The sequence below is a fragment of the Cognatiyoonia sp. IB215446 genome (assembly GCF_033963825.1).
GTDB lineage: Bacteria > Pseudomonadota > Alphaproteobacteria > Rhodobacterales > Rhodobacteraceae > Yoonia.
This window is the reverse complement of record NZ_JAXBMD010000002.1, coordinates 842,789-860,886: the sequence shown is the minus strand read 5'-3', so window position 1 is coordinate 860,886 and position 18,098 is coordinate 842,789. Positions and strand designations below refer to the sequence as shown.

Annotated in this window: 17 protein-coding genes; 6 read left to right on the top strand and 11 right to left on the bottom strand. The window is 56.1% G+C overall.

Annotation, left to right across the window (positions count from 1 at the left end; all coding sequences use genetic code 11):
• Window positions 1–35 precede the first annotated feature (35 nt).
• Entirely contained in the window at window positions 36–1,025 is a 990-nt protein-coding gene (locus SLH49_RS11835; RefSeq protein ID WP_320269346.1) for a glycosyltransferase family 2 protein, read from the bottom strand.
• 208 nt (window positions 1,026–1,233) lie between these two features.
• On the opposite strand from SLH49_RS11835, the gene ppk2 reads away from it, so the two are divergent.
• The 5 genes from ppk2 (at window position 1,234) to SLH49_RS11810 (ending at window position 5,967) form a co-directional block, all read left to right on the top strand.
• Window positions 1,234–2,103, top strand: coding sequence for a polyphosphate kinase 2 (gene ppk2, locus SLH49_RS11830; RefSeq protein WP_320269345.1), 870 nt, complete (start codon window positions 1,234–1,236; stop codon window positions 2,101–2,103).
• Complete coding sequence (locus tag SLH49_RS11825) at window positions 2,096–2,713, top strand: TetR/AcrR family transcriptional regulator (protein WP_320269344.1); 618 nt, start codon at window positions 2,096–2,098, stop codon at window positions 2,711–2,713. Before ppk2 ends, SLH49_RS11825 begins: the two co-directional genes overlap by 8 nt.
• Before the next feature lies 1 nt (window position 2,714).
• Window positions 2,715–3,230, top strand: a complete 516-nt coding sequence (locus tag SLH49_RS11820; protein WP_320269343.1) for an acyloxyacyl hydrolase — start codon at window positions 2,715–2,717, stop codon at window positions 3,228–3,230.
• 305 nt (window positions 3,231–3,535) lie between these two features.
• Window positions 3,536–4,237 (top strand): YqiJ family protein, encoded by a 702-nt coding sequence (locus tag SLH49_RS11815; RefSeq protein WP_320269342.1) that lies wholly within the window; start codon window positions 3,536–3,538, stop codon window positions 4,235–4,237.
• Window positions 4,238–4,278: 41 nt separating this feature from the next.
• A complete protein-coding gene (locus tag SLH49_RS11810; RefSeq protein WP_320269341.1) occupies window positions 4,279–5,967 on the top strand; it encodes a flotillin family protein in 1,689 nt (562 codons plus the stop codon).
• Between the two features lie 343 nt (window positions 5,968–6,310).
• Here the strand turns inward: SLH49_RS11810 and SLH49_RS11805 are convergent, their stop codons facing one another.
• From SLH49_RS11805 to SLH49_RS11780, 6 genes are all read right to left on the bottom strand, one after another.
• Window positions 6,311–6,934, bottom strand: coding sequence for a hypothetical protein (locus SLH49_RS11805; RefSeq protein ID WP_320269340.1), 624 nt, complete (start codon window positions 6,932–6,934; stop codon window positions 6,311–6,313).
• Window positions 6,935–7,072: 138 nt separating this feature from the next.
• Entirely contained in the window at window positions 7,073–7,288 is a 216-nt protein-coding gene (locus SLH49_RS11800) for a hypothetical protein (RefSeq protein WP_320269339.1), read from the bottom strand.
• Window positions 7,289–7,314: 26 nt separating this feature from the next.
• Entirely contained in the window at window positions 7,315–7,683 is a 369-nt protein-coding gene (locus SLH49_RS11795) for a VOC family protein (protein ID WP_320269338.1), read from the bottom strand.
• Window positions 7,684–7,933: 250 nt separating this feature from the next.
• Complete coding sequence (locus tag SLH49_RS11790) at window positions 7,934–9,019, bottom strand: ABC transporter ATP-binding protein (RefSeq protein WP_320269337.1); 1,086 nt, start codon at window positions 9,017–9,019, stop codon at window positions 7,934–7,936.
• The gene (locus tag SLH49_RS11785; protein ID WP_320269336.1) at window positions 9,016–9,816 is read right to left on the bottom strand and encodes an ABC transporter permease; all 801 of its coding nucleotides are present in this window, start codon (window positions 9,814–9,816) and stop codon (window positions 9,016–9,018) included. The genes SLH49_RS11790 and SLH49_RS11785 overlap by 4 nt, the downstream gene beginning before the upstream one ends.
• A complete protein-coding gene (locus tag SLH49_RS11780; RefSeq protein ID WP_320269335.1) occupies window positions 9,813–10,685 on the bottom strand; it encodes an ABC transporter permease in 873 nt (290 codons plus the stop codon). Before SLH49_RS11780 ends, SLH49_RS11785 begins: the two co-directional genes overlap by 4 nt.
• A gap of 376 nt (window positions 10,686–11,061) precedes the next feature.
• Between SLH49_RS11780 and SLH49_RS11775 the strand changes: the two genes are divergently transcribed.
• On the top strand, window positions 11,062–12,324 hold the full coding sequence (locus SLH49_RS11775; protein WP_320269334.1) for a hypothetical protein: 1,263 nt from the start codon (window positions 11,062–11,064) through the stop codon (window positions 12,322–12,324).
• Window positions 12,325–12,926: 602 nt separating this feature from the next.
• Here the strand turns inward: SLH49_RS11775 and SLH49_RS11770 are convergent.
• The 4 genes from SLH49_RS11770 to SLH49_RS11755 form a co-directional block, all read right to left on the bottom strand.
• Window positions 12,927–14,390: a multicopper oxidase domain-containing protein gene (locus SLH49_RS11770; RefSeq protein WP_320269333.1), complete on the bottom strand. Its 1,464-nt coding sequence runs from the start codon at window positions 14,388–14,390 to the stop codon at window positions 12,927–12,929.
• Window positions 14,391–14,562: 172 nt separating this feature from the next.
• A complete protein-coding gene (locus SLH49_RS11765) occupies window positions 14,563–15,843 on the bottom strand; it encodes a HAMP domain-containing sensor histidine kinase (RefSeq protein ID WP_320269332.1) in 1,281 nt (426 codons plus the stop codon).
• On the bottom strand, window positions 15,830–16,507 hold the full coding sequence (locus SLH49_RS11760) for a response regulator transcription factor (protein ID WP_320269331.1): 678 nt from the start codon (window positions 16,505–16,507) through the stop codon (window positions 15,830–15,832). The genes SLH49_RS11765 and SLH49_RS11760 overlap by 14 nt, the downstream gene beginning before the upstream one ends.
• Window positions 16,488–17,822, bottom strand: a complete 1,335-nt coding sequence (locus SLH49_RS11755; RefSeq protein ID WP_320269330.1) for a ferric reductase-like transmembrane domain-containing protein — start codon at window positions 17,820–17,822, stop codon at window positions 16,488–16,490. The genes SLH49_RS11760 and SLH49_RS11755 overlap by 20 nt, the downstream gene beginning before the upstream one ends.
• Window positions 17,823–18,098 lie beyond the last annotated feature (276 nt).

Genomic DNA, 18,098 nt, shown 5'->3' with positions numbered 1-18,098 from the left:
CTGGTGATCGGGGTTGGGAATACCAGCTAGCTTACCTAAGGCTTCTGAAGTCGAACGCGATATGGCCGCAACGACCGGCCACACAGGTAGAGCAGGATCCTAGACAGGCGCGCGCCGCGGTCCAGGCCGCGGCCAATCCGGAGATTGGCCCCTTGGGGCTGAAACGGGTGCCGACAAAGCCCTGCCATAAGATCAATCAGGCCGTTGAAGAAGAAGTTAATGCGTTCGAGAATGTGCAATGCATTGCCGACATAGCTGCCGGAAAGTTTCATTTGCCGGTGCCGCCGGCGCACGTGCAAAAGCGTCTGTTGCGACCGCATTGACCGATAGAGCCGGTAACGCAACGTCGCTCGCTCACCTTTGCAGTCTTCGTACACCTTGGCCGCTGGCAGCGATGCCGCAATCCAGTCATGGCGCCGTGCTGCAAATGCAAAAAACGCAGTATCCTCACCACCCCGTTCGTTGAAATAGGGATCAAAGCGCAAGCCGGGGCCAAAACGCGGATCAAAGACACATTTGTGCAGCGCAAAATTTGCCGTGGACATCACACGAGGCCGCAGCCCTTTTGCCGGGACTATCATCTGCTTTGGACGCACATAAGGGCTGAGCGTTTCGTCATAAACCAGATGTTGCGACCCCATGATGATTTCACGCTCCATCGTCTCGGTCCCGCTGATCATCGTTGCAAGCCAATCCGGTTCGACCCACTCATCATCGTCAAGACCAAGGAACCACACAGCATCAAGTAAGACCGCCTCATCCAAAGCGCGGTTGCGGGCAAAAACAAGCCCCACCTTCGGCTCATGTACAACGGAAACAGGAAAGTGAGGCGGAAGATCCTGCAGCGCCTCGGTTGCGCAGGGTGCGTCATTATTGTCGATAATGAGGATTTTGACACAGTAGCGGCCCGGCTGGGCCTGGCGCGCCAAACTCTTAAGCAGACGTCGCAGCAGCGCGTTTCGCCCGCGTGTACAGACGCCGACAACTAAGCATTGGCGCTCATCGGCCCTTGCGTGCGCACTCACATGCCCCTCCAACGACAATCCCTCTCCCACATGATCCGGGCAGAACTTCTTTGCAATACAGCGTTGGGCAGTTACGCAAGGTCACGCGCCAAGGCAAGCACGATCTTCAGGCATACAACCACCTGATCCCTGATACGGCCATGAAAGCCGAATTGCGCTCTGCCACGGAAACCCCCATATAAGTGCCCAGAAGATCGGGAGAGTTTTCATGGTTTTACCCTTTGACGGTGGCATCAGTCGTTACTTCGACGAGCAGGCGCCCAAAGAGGTCAGGGACGCGATCAAGACTGCGGGAAAATCCGATATTCTCAACCCCTCTTACCCCTATGACAAACGCTGGGACCGCGACGATTACGAAGCCGCACTTGAGGCGCTGCAATTGCAACTGGTGCGCGTTCAGGCCTGGGTCAGAGAAACCGGGCAACGCATCGCCATCGTCTTTGAAGGGCGCGATGCGGCGGGCAAGGGCGGCACAATCAAGCGGATTCGCGAAAACCTCAACCCCCGTAACACCAAGGTCGTGGCACTGTCCAAGCCGACGGAGACCGAGGCCGCCCAATGGTATTTTCAGCGCTACATCGCCCATTTGCCTGCAAAGGGTGAAATGACGATCTTTGACCGTAGCTGGTACAATCGCGGGGTGGTTGAGCATGTCTTCGGCTTTTGCACCAATGACCAACGGGAACGCTGGTTTGCGCAGACACCGGAGTTCGAACAGATGCTGGTGGATGAGGGGATCACGCTGATCAAGATCTGGCTGAATGTCGGGCGGGCGACGCAGCTGAAGCGGTTTCTGGAACGCGAGAAGGACCCGCTGAAGCAATGGAAGCTGAGCTGGATTGATGTGGAGGGCCTCGCCAAATGGCAGGAATACACCGACAGCATCCACGAAACGCTGGAACGCACGCATAGTGAAACAACGCCGTGGACCGTGATCCGGTCCGATGACAAGCGGCGCGCGCGGGTGCAAGTGATCCGCAGCATTCTGCATCAACTCGATTACGCCCACAAAGACGCCAAGATGCTGGGCGAAATTGACAACAAGATCGCAGGGGGCCCCGACCTCTGGCATGCCTAAGCGCGGCTATCATCACGGCAATCTGCGCGCAGCCCTCATTGATGGCTGCCTGACGCTGATCGAAAAGCGTGGGCCGACCGGCTTTACGCTGTCAGAAGCCGCGCGCGAGGCCGGTGTGACCCCCGCCGCCGTCTACCGCCATTTCGAAGGCCGCGAAGACCTGATCGCCGCCGCAGCCCAGCAAGGTTATGAGATGTTCGGCGACTTGATGATGCACGCCTATAACAACGGCGAACCCTCCGCACTCTCTGCGTTTGAGGCCACGGGGCGTGCGTATCTGGCTTTTGCCAACAAGTATCCCGGCTACTACATCGCGATGTTTGAAAGCGGCATCTCCATCAATCGGACCCCTGAACTGCATGATGTGGCAACGCGCGCGATGGGTGTGCTGGAAAAGGCCGCCGCGGAGCTAAGCCAGCATATCCCGGAAGAAAAACGCCCGCCCCCGCAGATGTTCAGCGCCCATATCTGGGCGATGTCCCACGGCGTGGTCGAACTTTTCGCCCGCTCCAATCCCGGCACCAAAAGCCCCTTCCCACCGGAAGACCTGCTTGAAACAGGTATCGGGATTTACCTCCGGGGGCTGGGCCTGATCGAACCGGACCGCTGATATGGATGGAACACTTGCCGTTATCTGGCTGCTGACAAGCCTTGGCGATATGCGGATCAACGAATGCCCCACCGGCTGCGTTGCGCGGCAGGACGCCCCTGCCCGTCTTTCTATTCAGGTAGCAGAGGTCATCTTTCAGGAAGAAGAGATCGGGCAGGAAATCTATGTGGGTTATGATGCGTCGGTGCGGTATGGCCCCTTTCAGCCAACATATGGCGCCTCATTGACGGATGAAGGTGCGGTCTGGATTGGTGCTGGCGCAAAATGGACCACGCGCAACCTGTCTTCCGGGCCATTCTTTATCGAAACATCCTTTATGCCAGGCTTTTATGCACGCGGTGACGGGCCAGATCTTGGTGGTGCGCTGCATTTCCGCTCCGCACTTGGTGCAGGTTACATCTTTGACAATGGGGCGACGCTGACGATCAGTTACGATCATCGCTCGAACGGCGACATACAATCGTTCAATCCGGGGCTTGAAACCTTGTCGCTGCGATACGCCTATTCGTGGAAATAGTCTCCAGATCAACGAAAACATCGCATCCTGATGCATGAACTGAACACTCGACCGTAGACAAACTCACCACTTCAAACATATGTCGAAAGATGCAAGCGGCATCGTGTCAAAATGTCGTCACCAAATGTGAATAATCCTCTGTTTGCGCTTGTATCGACCGGGCCAACATCGCTGAAGCTTTCCTGCGTTAGCGGCTTGTCTTTTACATACAAGGAACACTGCAAGCTATTGAATCTTAATATTTTGTCGAAGTCTCCTTCAAAAACTGAACGTGTATACCTATGTATACATCAGAAGGAGGGACAATGCTCACAACATTTTTAACACCAGAAGCCGCACCGTTTTCCATCGCGCTGAGCGTTGTTGCGGGGCTTTTCATGCTTGAGATCATCGCGTTGATCCTGGGTGGCAGCGTGCTGGCCGCCGGATCGGATGCACCGGATGTCGATATCGACATGGACGCAGATTTTGACGTGGACCTTGACGCTGAATTTGACGTCGATGCGGAAATGGATGTCGAAATTGATGCACCGGATACGGATATCGCCCCATCGGGCATGCTTGGCTGGCTTGGGCTCAAGGACGCGCCGTTCATGATATGGCTCGTCTCGTTTCTGACGATCTTCGGACTGTCTGGGCTTGTGATCCTGCAGGCCGGTACCGCGCTTACCGGTTTGGCGCTGCCTCTGATCGCGACAGTGCCCGCCGCTACATTAATCAGCGCTTATTGCACCCGCTTTATCGCAGCCGTCGTCGCCGCTATCATGCCAAAGACCGAAAGCACGGCCATGCGCACCCGTTTTTTGGGTGGCCATCACGGTGTCATCACCCAAGGCACCGCCCGCCGTGGCCGCCCCGCCGAAGCCAAGATCAAGGACCGGCACGGCAACATCCATTACCTGCGGGTCGAACCGCTGGAGGATGACGTGGAAATCCCGCAAGGGCGCGATGTGCACGTGATCCGCAAACGCGACGGCATGTTCTTTGTCGTCGACATCACACCGTAACAAAAACCAAGCAAACACTTTTCTAAAGCAAGGAGACTTCAATGGACCTACAATCCATACTCATCATTGCGGCCGCAATCATCGGCCTCTTCATCTTCATCGGCCTGATCATGGCCCGCCTCTATCGCCGCTCAACGCGGGAGGTGAGCCTTGTCAAAACCGGGTCCGGCGGGCGCAAGGTCATTATGGATGGCGGCACCATCGCGATCCCGTTCCTGCACGAAATCTCCTATGTGAACATGAAGACCTTGCGGTTGGAGGTGCACCGGAAAGACGATGCCTCACTCATCACGCGTGACCGGATGCGTGTGGATGTGGGCGTGGAATTCTACGTCTCGGTCAACGCGACCGAAGACGGCATCAGCCGCGCCGCGCAGACCCTTGGTGACCGTACATTCAACGTCGATCAGTTGCGCGAGATGATTGAGGGTAAGCTTGTCGACGGCCTCCGCTCGGTCGCTGCACGCATGTCCATGGATGAACTCCACGAAAACCGCTCTGAATTCGTCCAAGAGGTGCAAAACGCGATTTCCGAGGACCTCCTGAAGAACGGTCTGGAACTGGAGTCGGTATCCCTCACCGCGCTCGACCAGACCTCATTCGACGCGCTGGACGAAAACAACGCCTTTAACGCCGTCGGTATGCGCAAACTGGCCGAGGTCATCGCGACCTCAAAGAAAGAGCGTGCAACCATCACCGCCGAGGCGGACGTCGCCGTCCGTCAGGCCGAAATGGAAGCCGAGCGCCAGAAATACGAGATTGAGCGTGCGCAGGAAGAGGCGAAGATCGCGCAGATCAAACAGATCGAGATCCTGCAGGCCGAGCAGGAAGCCGAGATCGCGCGGAACAAGGAAATCTCCGATCAGGCCAAGGAAAAGGCGCGGATCGAGAAAGAGCGTGAAATCCGCGCAGCCGAGATCGAACGCGAACGCGTGATCCGCGAGGCCGAGATCGCGAATGAGCGGGAACTCGAAGTCGCCGATCAGGATCGTCAGATCATCATCGCGCAGAAATCCGAGGAAGAAAGCCGCGCCCGTGCCTCCGCGGACACTGCCCGCGCCGAAGCGAAGAAAGCGCAAGAGGCGATTGAGACCGCCCGTGCGGTAGCTGAGGCTGACCGCGCCAAGCAGATCGCCCTGATCGAAGCCACGAAAGAGGCTGAGCGTCAGGCAACCGCGATCCGTCTGGCCGCTGAGGCCGAAAAGGATGCCGCCGCTGACCGCGCTGCCGCCCTTCGCGAAGAAGCGACAGCCGATGCAGACGCGCTCACCATCCGCGCCGAGGCCAAGAAAAGCGACATGCTGGCCGAGGCCGAAGGTCGCCACGCCATCGCGGGTGCTGAGAACGCGCTGAGCGCCGAGATCATCAAGATGAAGCTCGACATCGCGCGGCTCGAAGCCCTGCCTGCCATCGTCGCTGAAATGGTGAAACCTGCCGAGAAGATCGACAGCATCAAGATCCACCAGGTCACCGGCATGAACGGCGCGTCAGGTGGCGAAGGCACACCCGGCGCCCCGGTCAACCAGGCGCTCGACAGCATCATGGGCATGGCCCTGCAGATGCCCGCAATGAAAAAGCTGGGCGAAGAACTGGGCCTCAGCATGGAGGGCGGCCTGGCCGAAGTGACAGGCAACGCCTACCCTGCCCCGGCGCAAAAGGATGACGCCATCTCCGCGCCGCAGGCTAAGGTGATCGACACGCCCAAAACCAACGGCGCGACACCCACTTAATAGCCTGATCAGCGCCAAGATCTCCATGCCGCCCAGACATGCTGGGCGGCATTCGTGTTTCAAGGTAATTGCAGCATGTCGTAAGGACACAAGCCCAGCCACGCCGCCCTTCGTTCACTACGCTGCGAATTGAGCGAAGAAGCCCGTTCTGGACATACTCACATCGCGCAGCATCCAACGCGAAAGGCGATGAGAGGCCCTTCTTTGCGTAACTGATGTGCAGTCAGACCATTTATTGAAGCGGTTCGTCAAATTGACAGCTGCACTCCTCACCAGACTGCTGACAACCGCGCTTCTCCAGCGCTATTCGTTGGGGAGTATATCGAAATTTTGAGGAACACCCTTACTTCGATATCGCAATCATGACGCAGGCCTCGTACTGTCTACCTTGAGTTTGACCTGCGTGCGCGAGGCTTTCAAACCGGTCGCCCCAAGAATACACCGTCGGATCCTTTCTGTAGACGTAGTGTTCCAATCCGTCATACATTCCAGGAGCTGTCTTGCCATGGCGAACACCTATAATCGCTTCCTTGGGCCAGGGCTGCTGACTGGGATCGACCATGGCGGCATTCAAATTACAGATTTCGCGAAGGTATTTTACGACAGCTTCAGGAGGCATTGCTATCGATATATCGACGCTATCCGCCTGTGCTGCGCCGGTGGTCATAGTATTGATGGCGCTTACGTATTTTGGGATCGAAAAGTTGGCGTAGTCTCCTCCAAAAGTACGCGTGAAATCCGTGATCTGTTGAAACAAGCTGTTCCCACTACTAGCGTCACCTTCAGCTTCGAGGGTTTTCAGAAACATCTTGATTTCTGCGGCGACGCGTGACTTGTATTTCGCAGCACCCGAAAGGTATTCCTGCTGATTTTCGGGGCTTTGCGTGTAGAGCGCGTAGAGCGCACTAGTGAATCCGCAGACGCCATACTCGTTGTTTACTTGGCCCATATTGTTAATTTCTGGCATGTTTTTGCTTCCCTCTCGCTAACCGGCAGTCTTCAAATAGATTGATCATCCATCGACTTCTGCCGCTGAATTGCGCATTGAGCAACCTTTTTTCTTCATCTCAGTTTTGACCCGCGTAGCGCTGAAACCGCTGGCAGCTTATTTGGATGGCGATAGGCCACTTAGGAGACGCAACGACGACCCGCGCTTTAAGATGCTGCGAACTGCACGAATGGCAGCTTTGACGGAGACACCGTCAACGATCCGCCATGACCAGATGCCTGCTAAGTCCGAATAGCCGCCAAAAGTGCCTTTGACCTCGATTTCCGTTGTCGCGGTTGAATAGGCACCTTGATCGATAGCGTAGCGTGCCATCGAATCTCTGCGGGCCGGCCAATTTTTTAAGGTGCAACCGGCTCCCACAACTCAATCGGGTTACCTTCCGGATCATGGATGCGCGCAAACCGTCCGATGCCCTCCATGTCGTCACGCCTGCCGATCTCGATGCCTGCCGCCTCAAGCTGGGCGATCATCGCATCCAGATCGCGCACGCGGAAATTCAGCATCCACTGCTGATCCATCCGTCCGAAATAATCGGTATCCTCTGCAAATGGCGCGAAGACAGTTGGTCCGGCCTCTTGCATCCACGGCTGACCCTCAGGGTCCTGCGGGACGGGATTGATGCCAAGCTTTTCATGATACCACGCCGCCAGCGCGGCGGGATCTTTGGCGCGAAAGAAGATGCCGCCAATTGCTTCGACTTTTTCCATTCTTATGCTCCCCGTCTTTCACACCCACCCACACGCGGCGGCCACCATCGGCATCGCACTGTCAATTCATACACTGTTCAGGTTCTTACACCGAACGGACCGTTAACCACCCAAAACGGCACAAGTGTACGTACAGGTTCTGTACGGGTGTTGTACCGGTTCTTTATACCGCAATCGCCCCGTTTTCCTTGAAATTAACGCGCATCAGCGGGTGGGTCCTAGTCTCCCCGCAAAACCGTTGCGCGTCCGCTCACTTCAGCAACACCAAAGATCGTTCATCCCAGATCACCTGCGCAGGCGCGCCGACATCCAGCACCGGCTGCCCGATGATGTTCTTCATCGCGATATTCAGTGGCTTTTCAACGCCTGTGATCCGCACATCGTAATAAGTCATGTCCCCATAATAGACGACCTCATCAACAACCCCCTCCGCCAGCTTGCGGTCGGTGGTCTCGCCCTCAAAGAGAATGCCCAAAGTCTCAGGCCTGATCCCCACGACTGCAGCGCCGGTCTCGCGCACCTCTGGCGATTGTTCCGGCGTGATCTGCAAGCCACCCAGCCCCTGAACCTGCAGAGAGATGGCGTCGCCCATGGCCGTCACATCCGCCTCCAAGAAGTTCATCTTTCCAATGAATTCAGCCACTTGCCGGTTGCGCGGACGCCGGTAGAGCGTCTCTGCATCCGCCAATTGTCCGATGCGCCCCTCAAACATCACCGCGATACGGTCGGACATCACCAGCGCTTCTTCCTGGTCATGCGTCACCAGAATAAACGTGATCCCTACATGGCGCTGCAGGCGCATCAGCTCCACCTGCATCTGCTCGCGCATCTTCTTGTCGAGCGCAGAAAGCGGCTCATCCAGGAGCAGCACTTTGGGTTTCAGGATCAGCGCGCGGGCAAGCGCTACCCGCTGCCTTTGGCCACCGGACAAGGCATGCGCGGCCCGCCCCCCATAGCCATCCAGCCCCACCATATCCAGCGCGTCATCGACCAGCACCTGCTTGGCCTGTTTATTCAGATCAGACCGCTTGCGCAGGCCAAAGGCCACATTCTCAGCCACACTCAGATGCGGGAAAATCGCGTAGGATTGAAAGACCATATTAGTGGGCCGCAGGTTCGCGGGCACCCCCGCCATATCCTTACCACCTATGGCCACTAACCCGCTGGAAACGCTTTCAAAACCGGCAATCGTCCGCAAGAGCGTGGTCTTGCCACAGCCCGACGGGCCAAGGAGCGAAAAGAACTCCCCCTCGTCAATCGTCAGATCAATATCACGCAGCGCGTGGTAGTCGCCGTAATACTTGTTAACGCCTTCCAGCGTGATCAGAGCGGTCAAAGAAAGCCCCCTTTATCGGCGACACCTGCACGCGCCAGGCCGCGGCGGCGCAGGATTTCTGCGATTGTTAACAACAGGATAGAAAGCGCAACGAGGATGGTTCCTAGCGCCATCACAACAGGCAATGAGGCCGGGAACCGCAACAGCCCCCAGATATAGACGGGCATGGTCGGGCTGACCCCGGAGAGAAAGAACGCGATGATGAATTCATCAAGCGAGATCGTGAAGGCAATCAGCATCGACGAAATGATCCCCGGCATCACCAGTGGCAAGGTGACGGACCGGAACGCGCCAAACCGCGTCTCACCCAGATCCATCGCCGCCTCTTCCATCGACGGATCAAGGTTCTGGAAGGCGCCGTTCAGGATCGCGATACTGAACGGCGTGCAGATCAACACGTGCGCCGCAATGATCGTCCAGTTCGAGAGGCCAAGATCAAAGATCTGCACCACGACCACAAGCAACGACACCGCCACGATAATCTCAGGCAGGACCAGCGGCAGCATGATGAAGCCCATGATGCCCGCCTTCATCGGGAAATTGGCCATCGCCCCCGCGCGGGCGGCGCAGATGCCCAGCAAGGTCGACAGGATGGCCGTCATCATCGCGATGAAGACCGAGTTGCCAACGGCGGTGTGCAAGGCGGTGTTGGTCCACAATTCCGAGAACCAGTTGGTGGTGAAACCGCTTAACGGGAAGGCGATAATCGTCGCGTCATTGAACGCAAAGATCGGCAGCAAAGCGATTGGTGCGTAAAGGAAAATCAGGTAGGCAATGGCGTAGAACCGCAAGCTCATGACCGCCCCCGCAGCCAGCGGCGATTGAGCAAGACAAAGACCAGCGCGATTGCAGAGACGCAAAGCATCGCGACAATGGCAAGTGCTGCGCCAAGCGGCGCATTGTTCAGCGCCAGAAACTGGGTCTGGATCATATTGGCGATCAGCTTGCCACCCGCTCCGCCCATCAGCTCCGGTGTCACGTAATCGCCAATCGTCGGGATAAAGACGATCAACACCGCCGCCACAACGCCCGGCATCGCCAGGGGCAATGTCACCCGAAAGAACGTCATCACCCGGTTCTCGCCAAGGTCCTGCGCGGCCTCCAAAAGCGATCGGTCGATCTTTTCCAATGCGACGAAAATCGGCAGGATCGCAAAGGGCGCAAAAGCATGCGCGAGCGTGATGATCACCGCGTTGACGTTATAAAGGATAAAGGTCAGCGGCTCTTCAATCAGACCGATATTGATCAACCCGGTATTGATCACGCCATTAAAGCCCAGGATCACCTTCCACAGGAAAACGCGGATCAGATACGACGTCCAGAACGGGATCGTGATCAGGAAGAGCCACAGCGATTTCCGTTCCGGGCGCACATGGAAGGACACATAATAAGCCACTGGAAAGGCAAGCAAAACGGTTACGAGGGTCACGCAGGCCGAGACATAAAGCGACCGCTGTAACAGCGTGCCATAGATCGGCTGCGTGGCAATCTCGCGGTAATTGTCCAGCGTGAACGTGGTATCGACAGTCATGAAGTCCTGCGTCCAGAAACTGAACAGCAAGATCGCCGCCAGCGGAAACGCCAAGAGCAGCAACGCATAAAGAAACGGCGGGCTGATCATCAGCGCGCTGCGTCCGCCATCACTGGATACTATTCGCTGCCACATCGCAAAGAGCTTTGTCGCAGCATCATCAAAGTGCAATCCCCATTCGCGCGATTTGCGCCGGTCAGGGATACCTTGCCCTGCATTGTTTTGACGCTGGGCACAGTTTGTGTTAATTTTTAGTCATTATTTCTAAAGTGCTTAAGCGATCCACACGATTTTAGTCGAGGGTTACTATGTTTGTTTCAACGCCCAAACGGTGCCTTGCCGCACTGATCACATTCATCTTTTTGACGGTGCCAGTCGCGGCCCAACAAGCCCCCCAAGGATCATGCGTACTGCCAAGCGGACAATGGTGCTGGCCGGTCGTCGTGGTCAATAGAGGCCAGATTTGCCGGTGCACGCTGCCACAGGGGCCCGTTCAGGGCGTGATGCAGTAATGGCCTATCTTTCGCGAAAGACAGAGAGTAGCCTGGACAAATTGCGCCGCGAAAGCACGCATGTGCGGGATTATCTTCTCCGGATCGAGGGACAGGATTGTCTGGCGCTGGTCAGTGCTTTGCGCCCTTTTGACAACAAACCCTTCGATTACGAGGATGAAGGCAAGAACCAGACCTTCTCCGATGACGAGGTCAACGAACTCAGCCGCGCGTTTCAGGAGGCTTATGACAATGCGCTTGCAACCGTCGACACCTATACGCTGAATGAGGTGTTGAGCGGCCGATCACCCCATCGCAGCAAGCACCACACGCTCAGCAGTCCCCTACTGGCGATCATCGGTTTTGTCCTGGTGGTTGGCGCCTTTCATTTCTCTTATTGGTCGAACCGGGCGACCTTCGTCATTCAGGAGGCACAGGAATTCGTCAAATTCGACCATTTCGGCGCGATGATGCAACTGGTTGAGCTTGAGAACTACTTTGCTCAATCGGCGGGGGACACGCCAAACGGCGATCTGGAACCGCAGCTTGTTTATCTTGAGCAATTCTCGGCGCTGAAGACGCAATATCATAGCGAAGAGTTGTTACCGCAGCGCATGCATGAACTGCGCGAAGACTTTAACCCCATCACGAAATGGAGAAGCGCCGCGCAGGACCGCTATTGTGGCACGGACAGCGCGTGGGCCCCTTTCCTCGCCTGTCCTGAAATCAGTGACATCCAGACGGTGCATATGCGGACCGATAACTTGCCGGATGATCCTGCAGCCGCGCTTGAGGGCAGCGCCATCGACAGCAGCTTCCGCGAGAGTTTGTCGCAAATTGCCCGGATTGAACTTGCCACGATGCAGGCTGCGGGCCGCGAGGCAAGTAGCACCTATGCCCAATCGCGCTATTCAGTGATCGCCCGCATGCAGGAATTGCAGGAGCGGCTGAACATCGTCCACCTCTGGGCGCTCCCGATCATCTATGGCGCGCTGGGGTCCATCGTCTATTGCATGTGGCGGATCTTGAACACGAATGTGTCGGCCCTGAGCCTCAGCTACTCTGTGCTGCGTACAGTATTTGCAGGCCTTGCTGCCTTGACCTTCTCGATGTTGCTAGTACCGTCGAATATTCTGACTCTGACGGTCGATCTGAATCGCCCTTTGATCTACTTACTGTCGTTCATTTTCGGCTATTCGATTGAGGCTTTTGTAAATACGCTCAATATGATCAACACGTACGCCAGCGCAAACCTGCAGGCGCGTAAGCGCAAAACCGGCTGAGTGTCGATCGAGCAAGGTATGCTCACCCCAGAACAAAGCGTTTTTGTATCAATTGCCAATTGTCCTTATAGGCAAACAGATACGCCAAACCAAAGGTAGCATGAGTCGATCTTAAGCAACGCGAATGAACGCTGCCGTGTTTCTAAAGCCAAGCTTTGTGACTTCCGCAGACTACGTCTCGCAGGTGTTTCTATGGAAGGACGCGGAAGCCGCCACGATGCCTATCAATGCACGTCGTCTTAAAACATGCAATAAGTCGGCCACACGCAATCATTTAGTCCAAGGGCACTCTGTCTCTGACCATTGAAGCGACATCGCGTTACTTCGCCCCATCAAACATCGTAGTTGCTGGACACATGGCTTTGGCACGGAAATGCAATGTGTTGCCGTCTACCGACGCCAGAATGTCGATTTCAGGGAACCGCAACTTACGCCTTTTGGCACTCGCCGACAAAGCATCGGTTAGCAATTGCGGAAACAGCCTTTCTAGACAGCACAAAAGATCGTCGAAGCAAGCACAGCCCTTTAGAGGACATAATACATACAACGAACTCTAGCCAGTTAGAGCAATGTCATTGATACGGCTTATAGAAAAGACCGGCCTAAGTAACGGTGAACTGACCCATCATACCGCAATCCTCGTGCTCCAGAATATGGCAATGATACATGTAGGGCGCGTCGGGAGGGGCCTCATGGTCGAATTTGACCAACACTTCAGACCAGCCGTCTTCCACATGTACCATGTCTTTCCAGCCTTGCGCATAGGCAGGTGGCTCGGCGCCGCTCTGGCTCAATATGCGGAACGAACAGCCGTGGATGTGGAAAGGGTGCAACTGATCATCAACAGAGATGCGCCAGATTTCGGTATCGCCTTTGCGAACCGTTTCATCGATCCGGTCCATCTTCATCGGTTGGCCATTGATCGCCATCGCACCTGCATTGCCGCAGAAGTTTTCCCAGGCCATCGCAAGGGCCACGAGGTCTGCGCCCACATCCATTTGTAGCTCGAAAGACCGGGTTACCGTCGCATCGGTAGCGCGGGGCGGGGCGAGGTTTGCCAATTGATCCGGGATCGCCCCGGTGAACCCCTGATCTGCGGTACGCGCCAATGTCAGCACTGTTGTCAATTGATCGCCGCCAAAAAGACCCGCAAATAATCCGGCACCTCCACCAAGGTTTACCTGCAGCGCATTTGTATCGATGTTTCTCATATCGACGAGCACCTCATAGCGTTCTCCCGGTGACATAAGGATGCTTTCAGCTTCAACGGCTGATGACAAAAACCCTCCATCGGATGCAATCACAGTCAACGTTCCCGTTCGCATCGAAAGCTCAAGAAAGCGGGCATTGCAGGCGTTGAGGATGCGCAATCGCACCAGACCAGTCGGTACGTTTTGAGACACGGGCGCAATCGCACCGTTGACGACCATGGTGTCCCCCTCAAAGCCATCTTCGAACACTTCTGCGGTCAGTTCATAGCTCATGCGCCCGCTTGCATTGAAGATTTTGTCTTGCAAGACGAGTGTGAAATCGTCGACGCCATATGTTTTCGGCAAATCCGCAGACAGGCTCGCATCGTCCTCGATCAAGAGGACACCCGCGAGGCCATTGTAAGTCTGCTGAGCCGTTTTGCCGTGCATATGCGAGTGAAACCAGTTCATCGACGCATGCTGCACAATCGGCACGTCGGGTGACCAGACGCTGCCATCCGCAATCTCCTGATGAGGTCCCCCATCAACGTCGCCGGGGATATGGAGGCCATGCCAGTGGATGGTCGATACATCACCGATATTGTTTGTCACATCGAATGGAATGGTCTGGCCCTGCTTTGCCCGAATGACGGGTCCAAGATAGTTATGATTGATCCCGAGTGTTTGGCTGACTGCACCATTGCCGAAATCATGCGTGCCAGGAGCAAGAGTAAGTGGGACACGCATGTTGATGCCACCCGTCAGGTCTGTGATCGGGATCACAGGAAGTGGACGCGGAGCGGTCTGCGTCACCGCAATTGTGCCGAATGCCGATGTGGACGCGGCGCTTGCGATCAAGAACTGACGGCGGTTCATTTTTGTTTCCTTTCGGCTGTCAGGGACATAACGTCGCCTGAAACAAGAGCCGCGAACGCAGGCTCTGGACCGCCGGGTATTTGAACCTCATTGAGACAATCCTCTTCGCAAATCAATCAGTGTGTTTGTCGGGATTATCAGCAGCTATGTTGTCTGGGCGCTCACCGGAGAATTACAAATCTGTAAGTCTTGGGAAGTTCACAGTAACGCACAGGCCACGGCCATTCGGACCATCTGACAAAGACAGTTCCGCGCTATGAAGTTCGGATATGGCGCGCACCAGTGACAGGCCCAGACCAAACCCCTCGCCCTGACGCGTGGCCTCGCCCTGATGCAGAGGCTGCAGGACGTTTTCCCGCTCCCCAAACGGGATTCCGGGCCCTTCATCAGTGACAATGAGCCTTGGACCATGCACGCCTATGCTGATGGTTTGGTTGGCGGCACCATGTCGCAAAGCATTCTGGATCAGGTTGGCGAGAAGCTGCACCAGCATGTCATGATCGCCTGCGATTGACGCCGCATCCTGGACGGTGACTTCGAGGGTCTGGCCAGCCTCTTCGACCACCGGACCATATGTGTCGACGATCTCAGCAATCAGCTCTTCCAATCGCATGGTCTTGAAGGCGTCTCGCCCTGCGCCGCTCTCGATCCGCGCCAGACGTAGCAGCGCTTCGAAGGTGCCCGTGATGCGATCTATCTGCTCTAGCGCATTTTCAAGATCGTCCGTCTTCACTGGCCGGTCCCGCTCAATCAGCGCCAGTAAGTTGGTTTCAAGCTGCGCGCGCAGACGGGCCAGTGGTGTTCTGAGATCATGTGCAATGTTGGAGGATTGGACGCGCATCTGCATGACCAACGTCTCAAGACGGGCCGTCGTGCCATCAATGCGGTCGGCCAGAAGACTGATATCGTCATTGCCCTCCAGCGCGATACGCGCACCTAAATCTCCTTGCGCCACTTTGGCCAGACCAATGCTGACAGTGTCTAAGCGATCCTGGCTGCGACGGGCCATCCAAAGGCCTGCGATGGCGGTCAGGAGTATCGTCGCAAGCAAGCTGATCTGCATACCGCCAGCGAGAATATCCCGAAGTTCCTCTTGCAGCTCGGTGTTTTCGCCAATTTGCAATCGACCATGCGACGTCGTGCGAACCAGATATCGCATTTCAACAGAGCTGCCTTCGAGGTCTTCTGTTCTTAGCCCCTCCTTCTCGTCGCCATCTACAAAACCTGCAGTCTCATCAGCTTCGGTAGCGGGCAACGCCACACCAGCATCCAAGGATGCGATTGCTGCATCCATGCGCTCCATCAATCGGGCGTCGACGATGCGCTGCATTTCCCAACTGACAAGTAGGAATGTGCCGCCCCACGCGACAATCGAAATGGTAAAGAAAAGGATCAGAAACCCAAACGCTTGCCGCACGGCGGAAAGGCGCAGCAATCGGCTAAACCGGTTCAAAGACATATCCAGTACCGCGGATGTTTCTGATGACCGTGTCACCAAACGGCTTTTCAATCTTGCGGCGCAAGCGGCTGATATGGGTTTCAACAACACTTGTCGTGGGATCAAAATTCATGTCCCAAACCCGCTCTAACAGCATTGTCCGGGTTTGCACGCGGCCCTTTGATTGCAAGAACACCTCTAGCAGCAGAAACTCTTTCGGATTGAGATCGATAGGCCGTCCTTGCCGCGTGCAGCTACGCTTATGCAAATCAATCGTAATGTCACCTGCGGTCACAATGGAGGACCGATCCTCTGGCGTGCCAACACGCCGCGCCAGGACCTCGATCCGTGCCAGCAGCTCACTGAAGGCAAATGGTTTGACCAGATAGTCATCGCCACCGGCACGAAGCCCTGCAACGCGATCATCCACCTCGCCAAGCGCTGTTAGAAAGATCGCTGGCGCCGTCACCTTGGCCTGTCGCAACGCCTTGAGAACCGACAGCCCATCTAAACCGGGAACCATGCGGTCGAGCACGAGCACGTCATAGTCTTGGCCCATGGCCGCAACCAATGCGTCTTTGCCATCGGTGAATAGGTCTACAACATGCCCCGCCTCACGCAGACCTTTTTCCGTCCAAGGGCCGAGCGAGGCATCATCTTCAAGAACCAAGAGGCGCATTGACGGCATTCACTTTCGTTCTCGCCCAGGTCCGGGCAGTCTCAACAACGGGCTTTCCGATGTAAATCAGGTCAGCCAAGCTGTAAGCGCCCCGAAAGTCAAACCTCTCACTGTGGATCGCGCCAGTTTTTCCCTGCGTATCCCACGCCGTTTCAACCAGTAGCTTTAGGCCTTCCGGGCCACAAAGATAGGCCTCTGCATCGCTGGACATCTCACGCACGACATATGCAAGTCGCGTTGCAATCAGAAGATCACCGTGGGCTTCATTGACAACGGTCAGCGCCAGTTGGGGCAGTCGCGCGGCGTGTTTTTCAACCGTCGCGATGGCGCCAGCCGATGCCCTTGAGCGGATGCAATAGAGCAGGGTTATCCGCGCATTGCCGTCTGGTTGCATCTTCTCCAACGCTGCGAGGAACGGCGTGATCCCGACACCGCCTGCCACCCACAGCTGTTCTGTTCTGCCAGCGTGAATCTGCGGCAAAAACCGGCCAAAGCCACCGCTCAGCCGGAAAGCATCGCCCCTTGTGACGTTCTGAACAAAGCTATTGGTCCAGTCTCCCGCTGCGCGGATCACAAAGCGCCGGGACCATTCGTCACCACCGGCGATTGTGAAGGGATGCGCTTCTGCACGGGCGCGATTATGGGCGAGCGTCGCAAACTGCCCGGGCCGATAGGAAGACAAAGGTGTGTCGGATGCCAATGTAATGTCCACGCCACCCTCAAAAGGTGTGACCTCGGAAACGCTCACCAGTTTTGTCGGCGTTCGTTTGCGTAACAGCGTTTGGCCCCAGGCGATCAAACCAATCACCGACACGACTGCCATCAATGCCCATGGTGCTGCACCAACAGCTAGCGGGCTGGCGACAAAGAAGGTGTGGTACGCCGCGAACAAAAAGATCGGCCCCATCAGCATGTGGCTAAGCTTCCACACGTGGTAGGGGATCGCCCGAACCATCGCCGCCGCGGTCATGACGAGCAATCCCAATGCAGCAATTGTGCCCGAGTTTTCGCCGCTTTCTGCGAGGAGGGGCAAAAGGCCCGAGCCAACCGAAGAGGCCAGGGCCCAATGACCCAAAGCACCCGCTAGTGCAAAGAAACCTAACCAGCGATGTGCAGCATAGGATTTATCCGGTCCGCCCATCAAACGATCAATAAGGCGCCATCTTGCCGCCAGTATCAGGGACATCGCCATTGAAGACATGGACAATGCGCCAAGCCCAGCTGGCAAGATATTAGCTACAGGAACGAAAGGCGCGACAAATGCCAAGTGAAAAAGTGCAAAGATGGCGGCAAGGATAAGCGTGGATTTCTGCATGGGATGCTCCGCAAGACCACACACGGGTATGCCCGATCAGTCTCACAATCGCCTGTTCCGAAACTTACAACTTTGTAATCCTTCGATAAGTCTCAGCGCAGATTGGATCACTGGAACGGCGGTACCGTCATCGTCGGGCCATCGTTTCTCTCTTGGACCCATTGATCAGCTTGCCAGGTCCAAACGATTATTCAGAGACAAGTGAAAGTACGCATGCCTTAATGTTGGTGAGTGAAAAAGCGTCAATGTAGCCCCCGAACTGCGAATTCGATTGCT

Excerpts from the sequence above, each read along its gene's own strand:
- ppk2 (WP_320269345.1), top strand. The coding sequence starts at position 1,234 with ATGGTTTTACCCTTTGACGGTGGCATCAGTCGTTACTTCGACGAGCAG.
- SLH49_RS11825 (WP_320269344.1), top strand. The coding sequence starts at position 2,096 with ATGCCTAAGCGCGGCTATCATCACGGCAATCTGCGCGCAGCCCTCATT.
- SLH49_RS11820 (WP_320269343.1), top strand. The coding sequence starts at position 2,715 with ATGGATGGAACACTTGCCGTTATCTGGCTGCTGACAAGCCTTGGCGAT.
- SLH49_RS11815 (WP_320269342.1), top strand. The coding sequence starts at position 3,536 with ATGCTCACAACATTTTTAACACCAGAAGCCGCACCGTTTTCCATCGCG.
- SLH49_RS11810 (WP_320269341.1), top strand. The coding sequence starts at position 4,279 with ATGGACCTACAATCCATACTCATCATTGCGGCCGCAATCATCGGCCTC.
- SLH49_RS11805 (WP_320269340.1), bottom strand. The coding sequence starts at position 6,934 with ATGCCAGAAATTAACAATATGGGCCAAGTAAACAACGAGTATGGCGTC.
- SLH49_RS11800 (WP_320269339.1), bottom strand. The coding sequence starts at position 7,288 with ATGGCACGCTACGCTATCGATCAAGGTGCCTATTCAACCGCGACAACG.
- SLH49_RS11795 (WP_320269338.1), bottom strand. The coding sequence starts at position 7,683 with ATGGAAAAAGTCGAAGCAATTGGCGGCATCTTCTTTCGCGCCAAAGAT.
- SLH49_RS11785 (WP_320269336.1), bottom strand. The coding sequence starts at position 9,816 with ATGAGCTTGCGGTTCTACGCCATTGCCTACCTGATTTTCCTTTACGCA.
- SLH49_RS11780 (WP_320269335.1), bottom strand. The coding sequence starts at position 10,685 with ATGTGGCAGCGAATAGTATCCAGTGATGGCGGACGCAGCGCGCTGATG.
- SLH49_RS11775 (WP_320269334.1), top strand. The coding sequence starts at position 11,062 with ATGGCCTATCTTTCGCGAAAGACAGAGAGTAGCCTGGACAAATTGCGC.
- SLH49_RS11770 (WP_320269333.1), bottom strand. The coding sequence starts at position 14,390 with ATGAACCGCCGTCAGTTCTTGATCGCAAGCGCCGCGTCCACATCGGCA.
- SLH49_RS11760 (WP_320269331.1), bottom strand. The coding sequence starts at position 16,507 with ATGCGCCTCTTGGTTCTTGAAGATGATGCCTCGCTCGGCCCTTGGACG.
- SLH49_RS11755 (WP_320269330.1), bottom strand. The coding sequence starts at position 17,822 with ATGCAGAAATCCACGCTTATCCTTGCCGCCATCTTTGCACTTTTTCAC.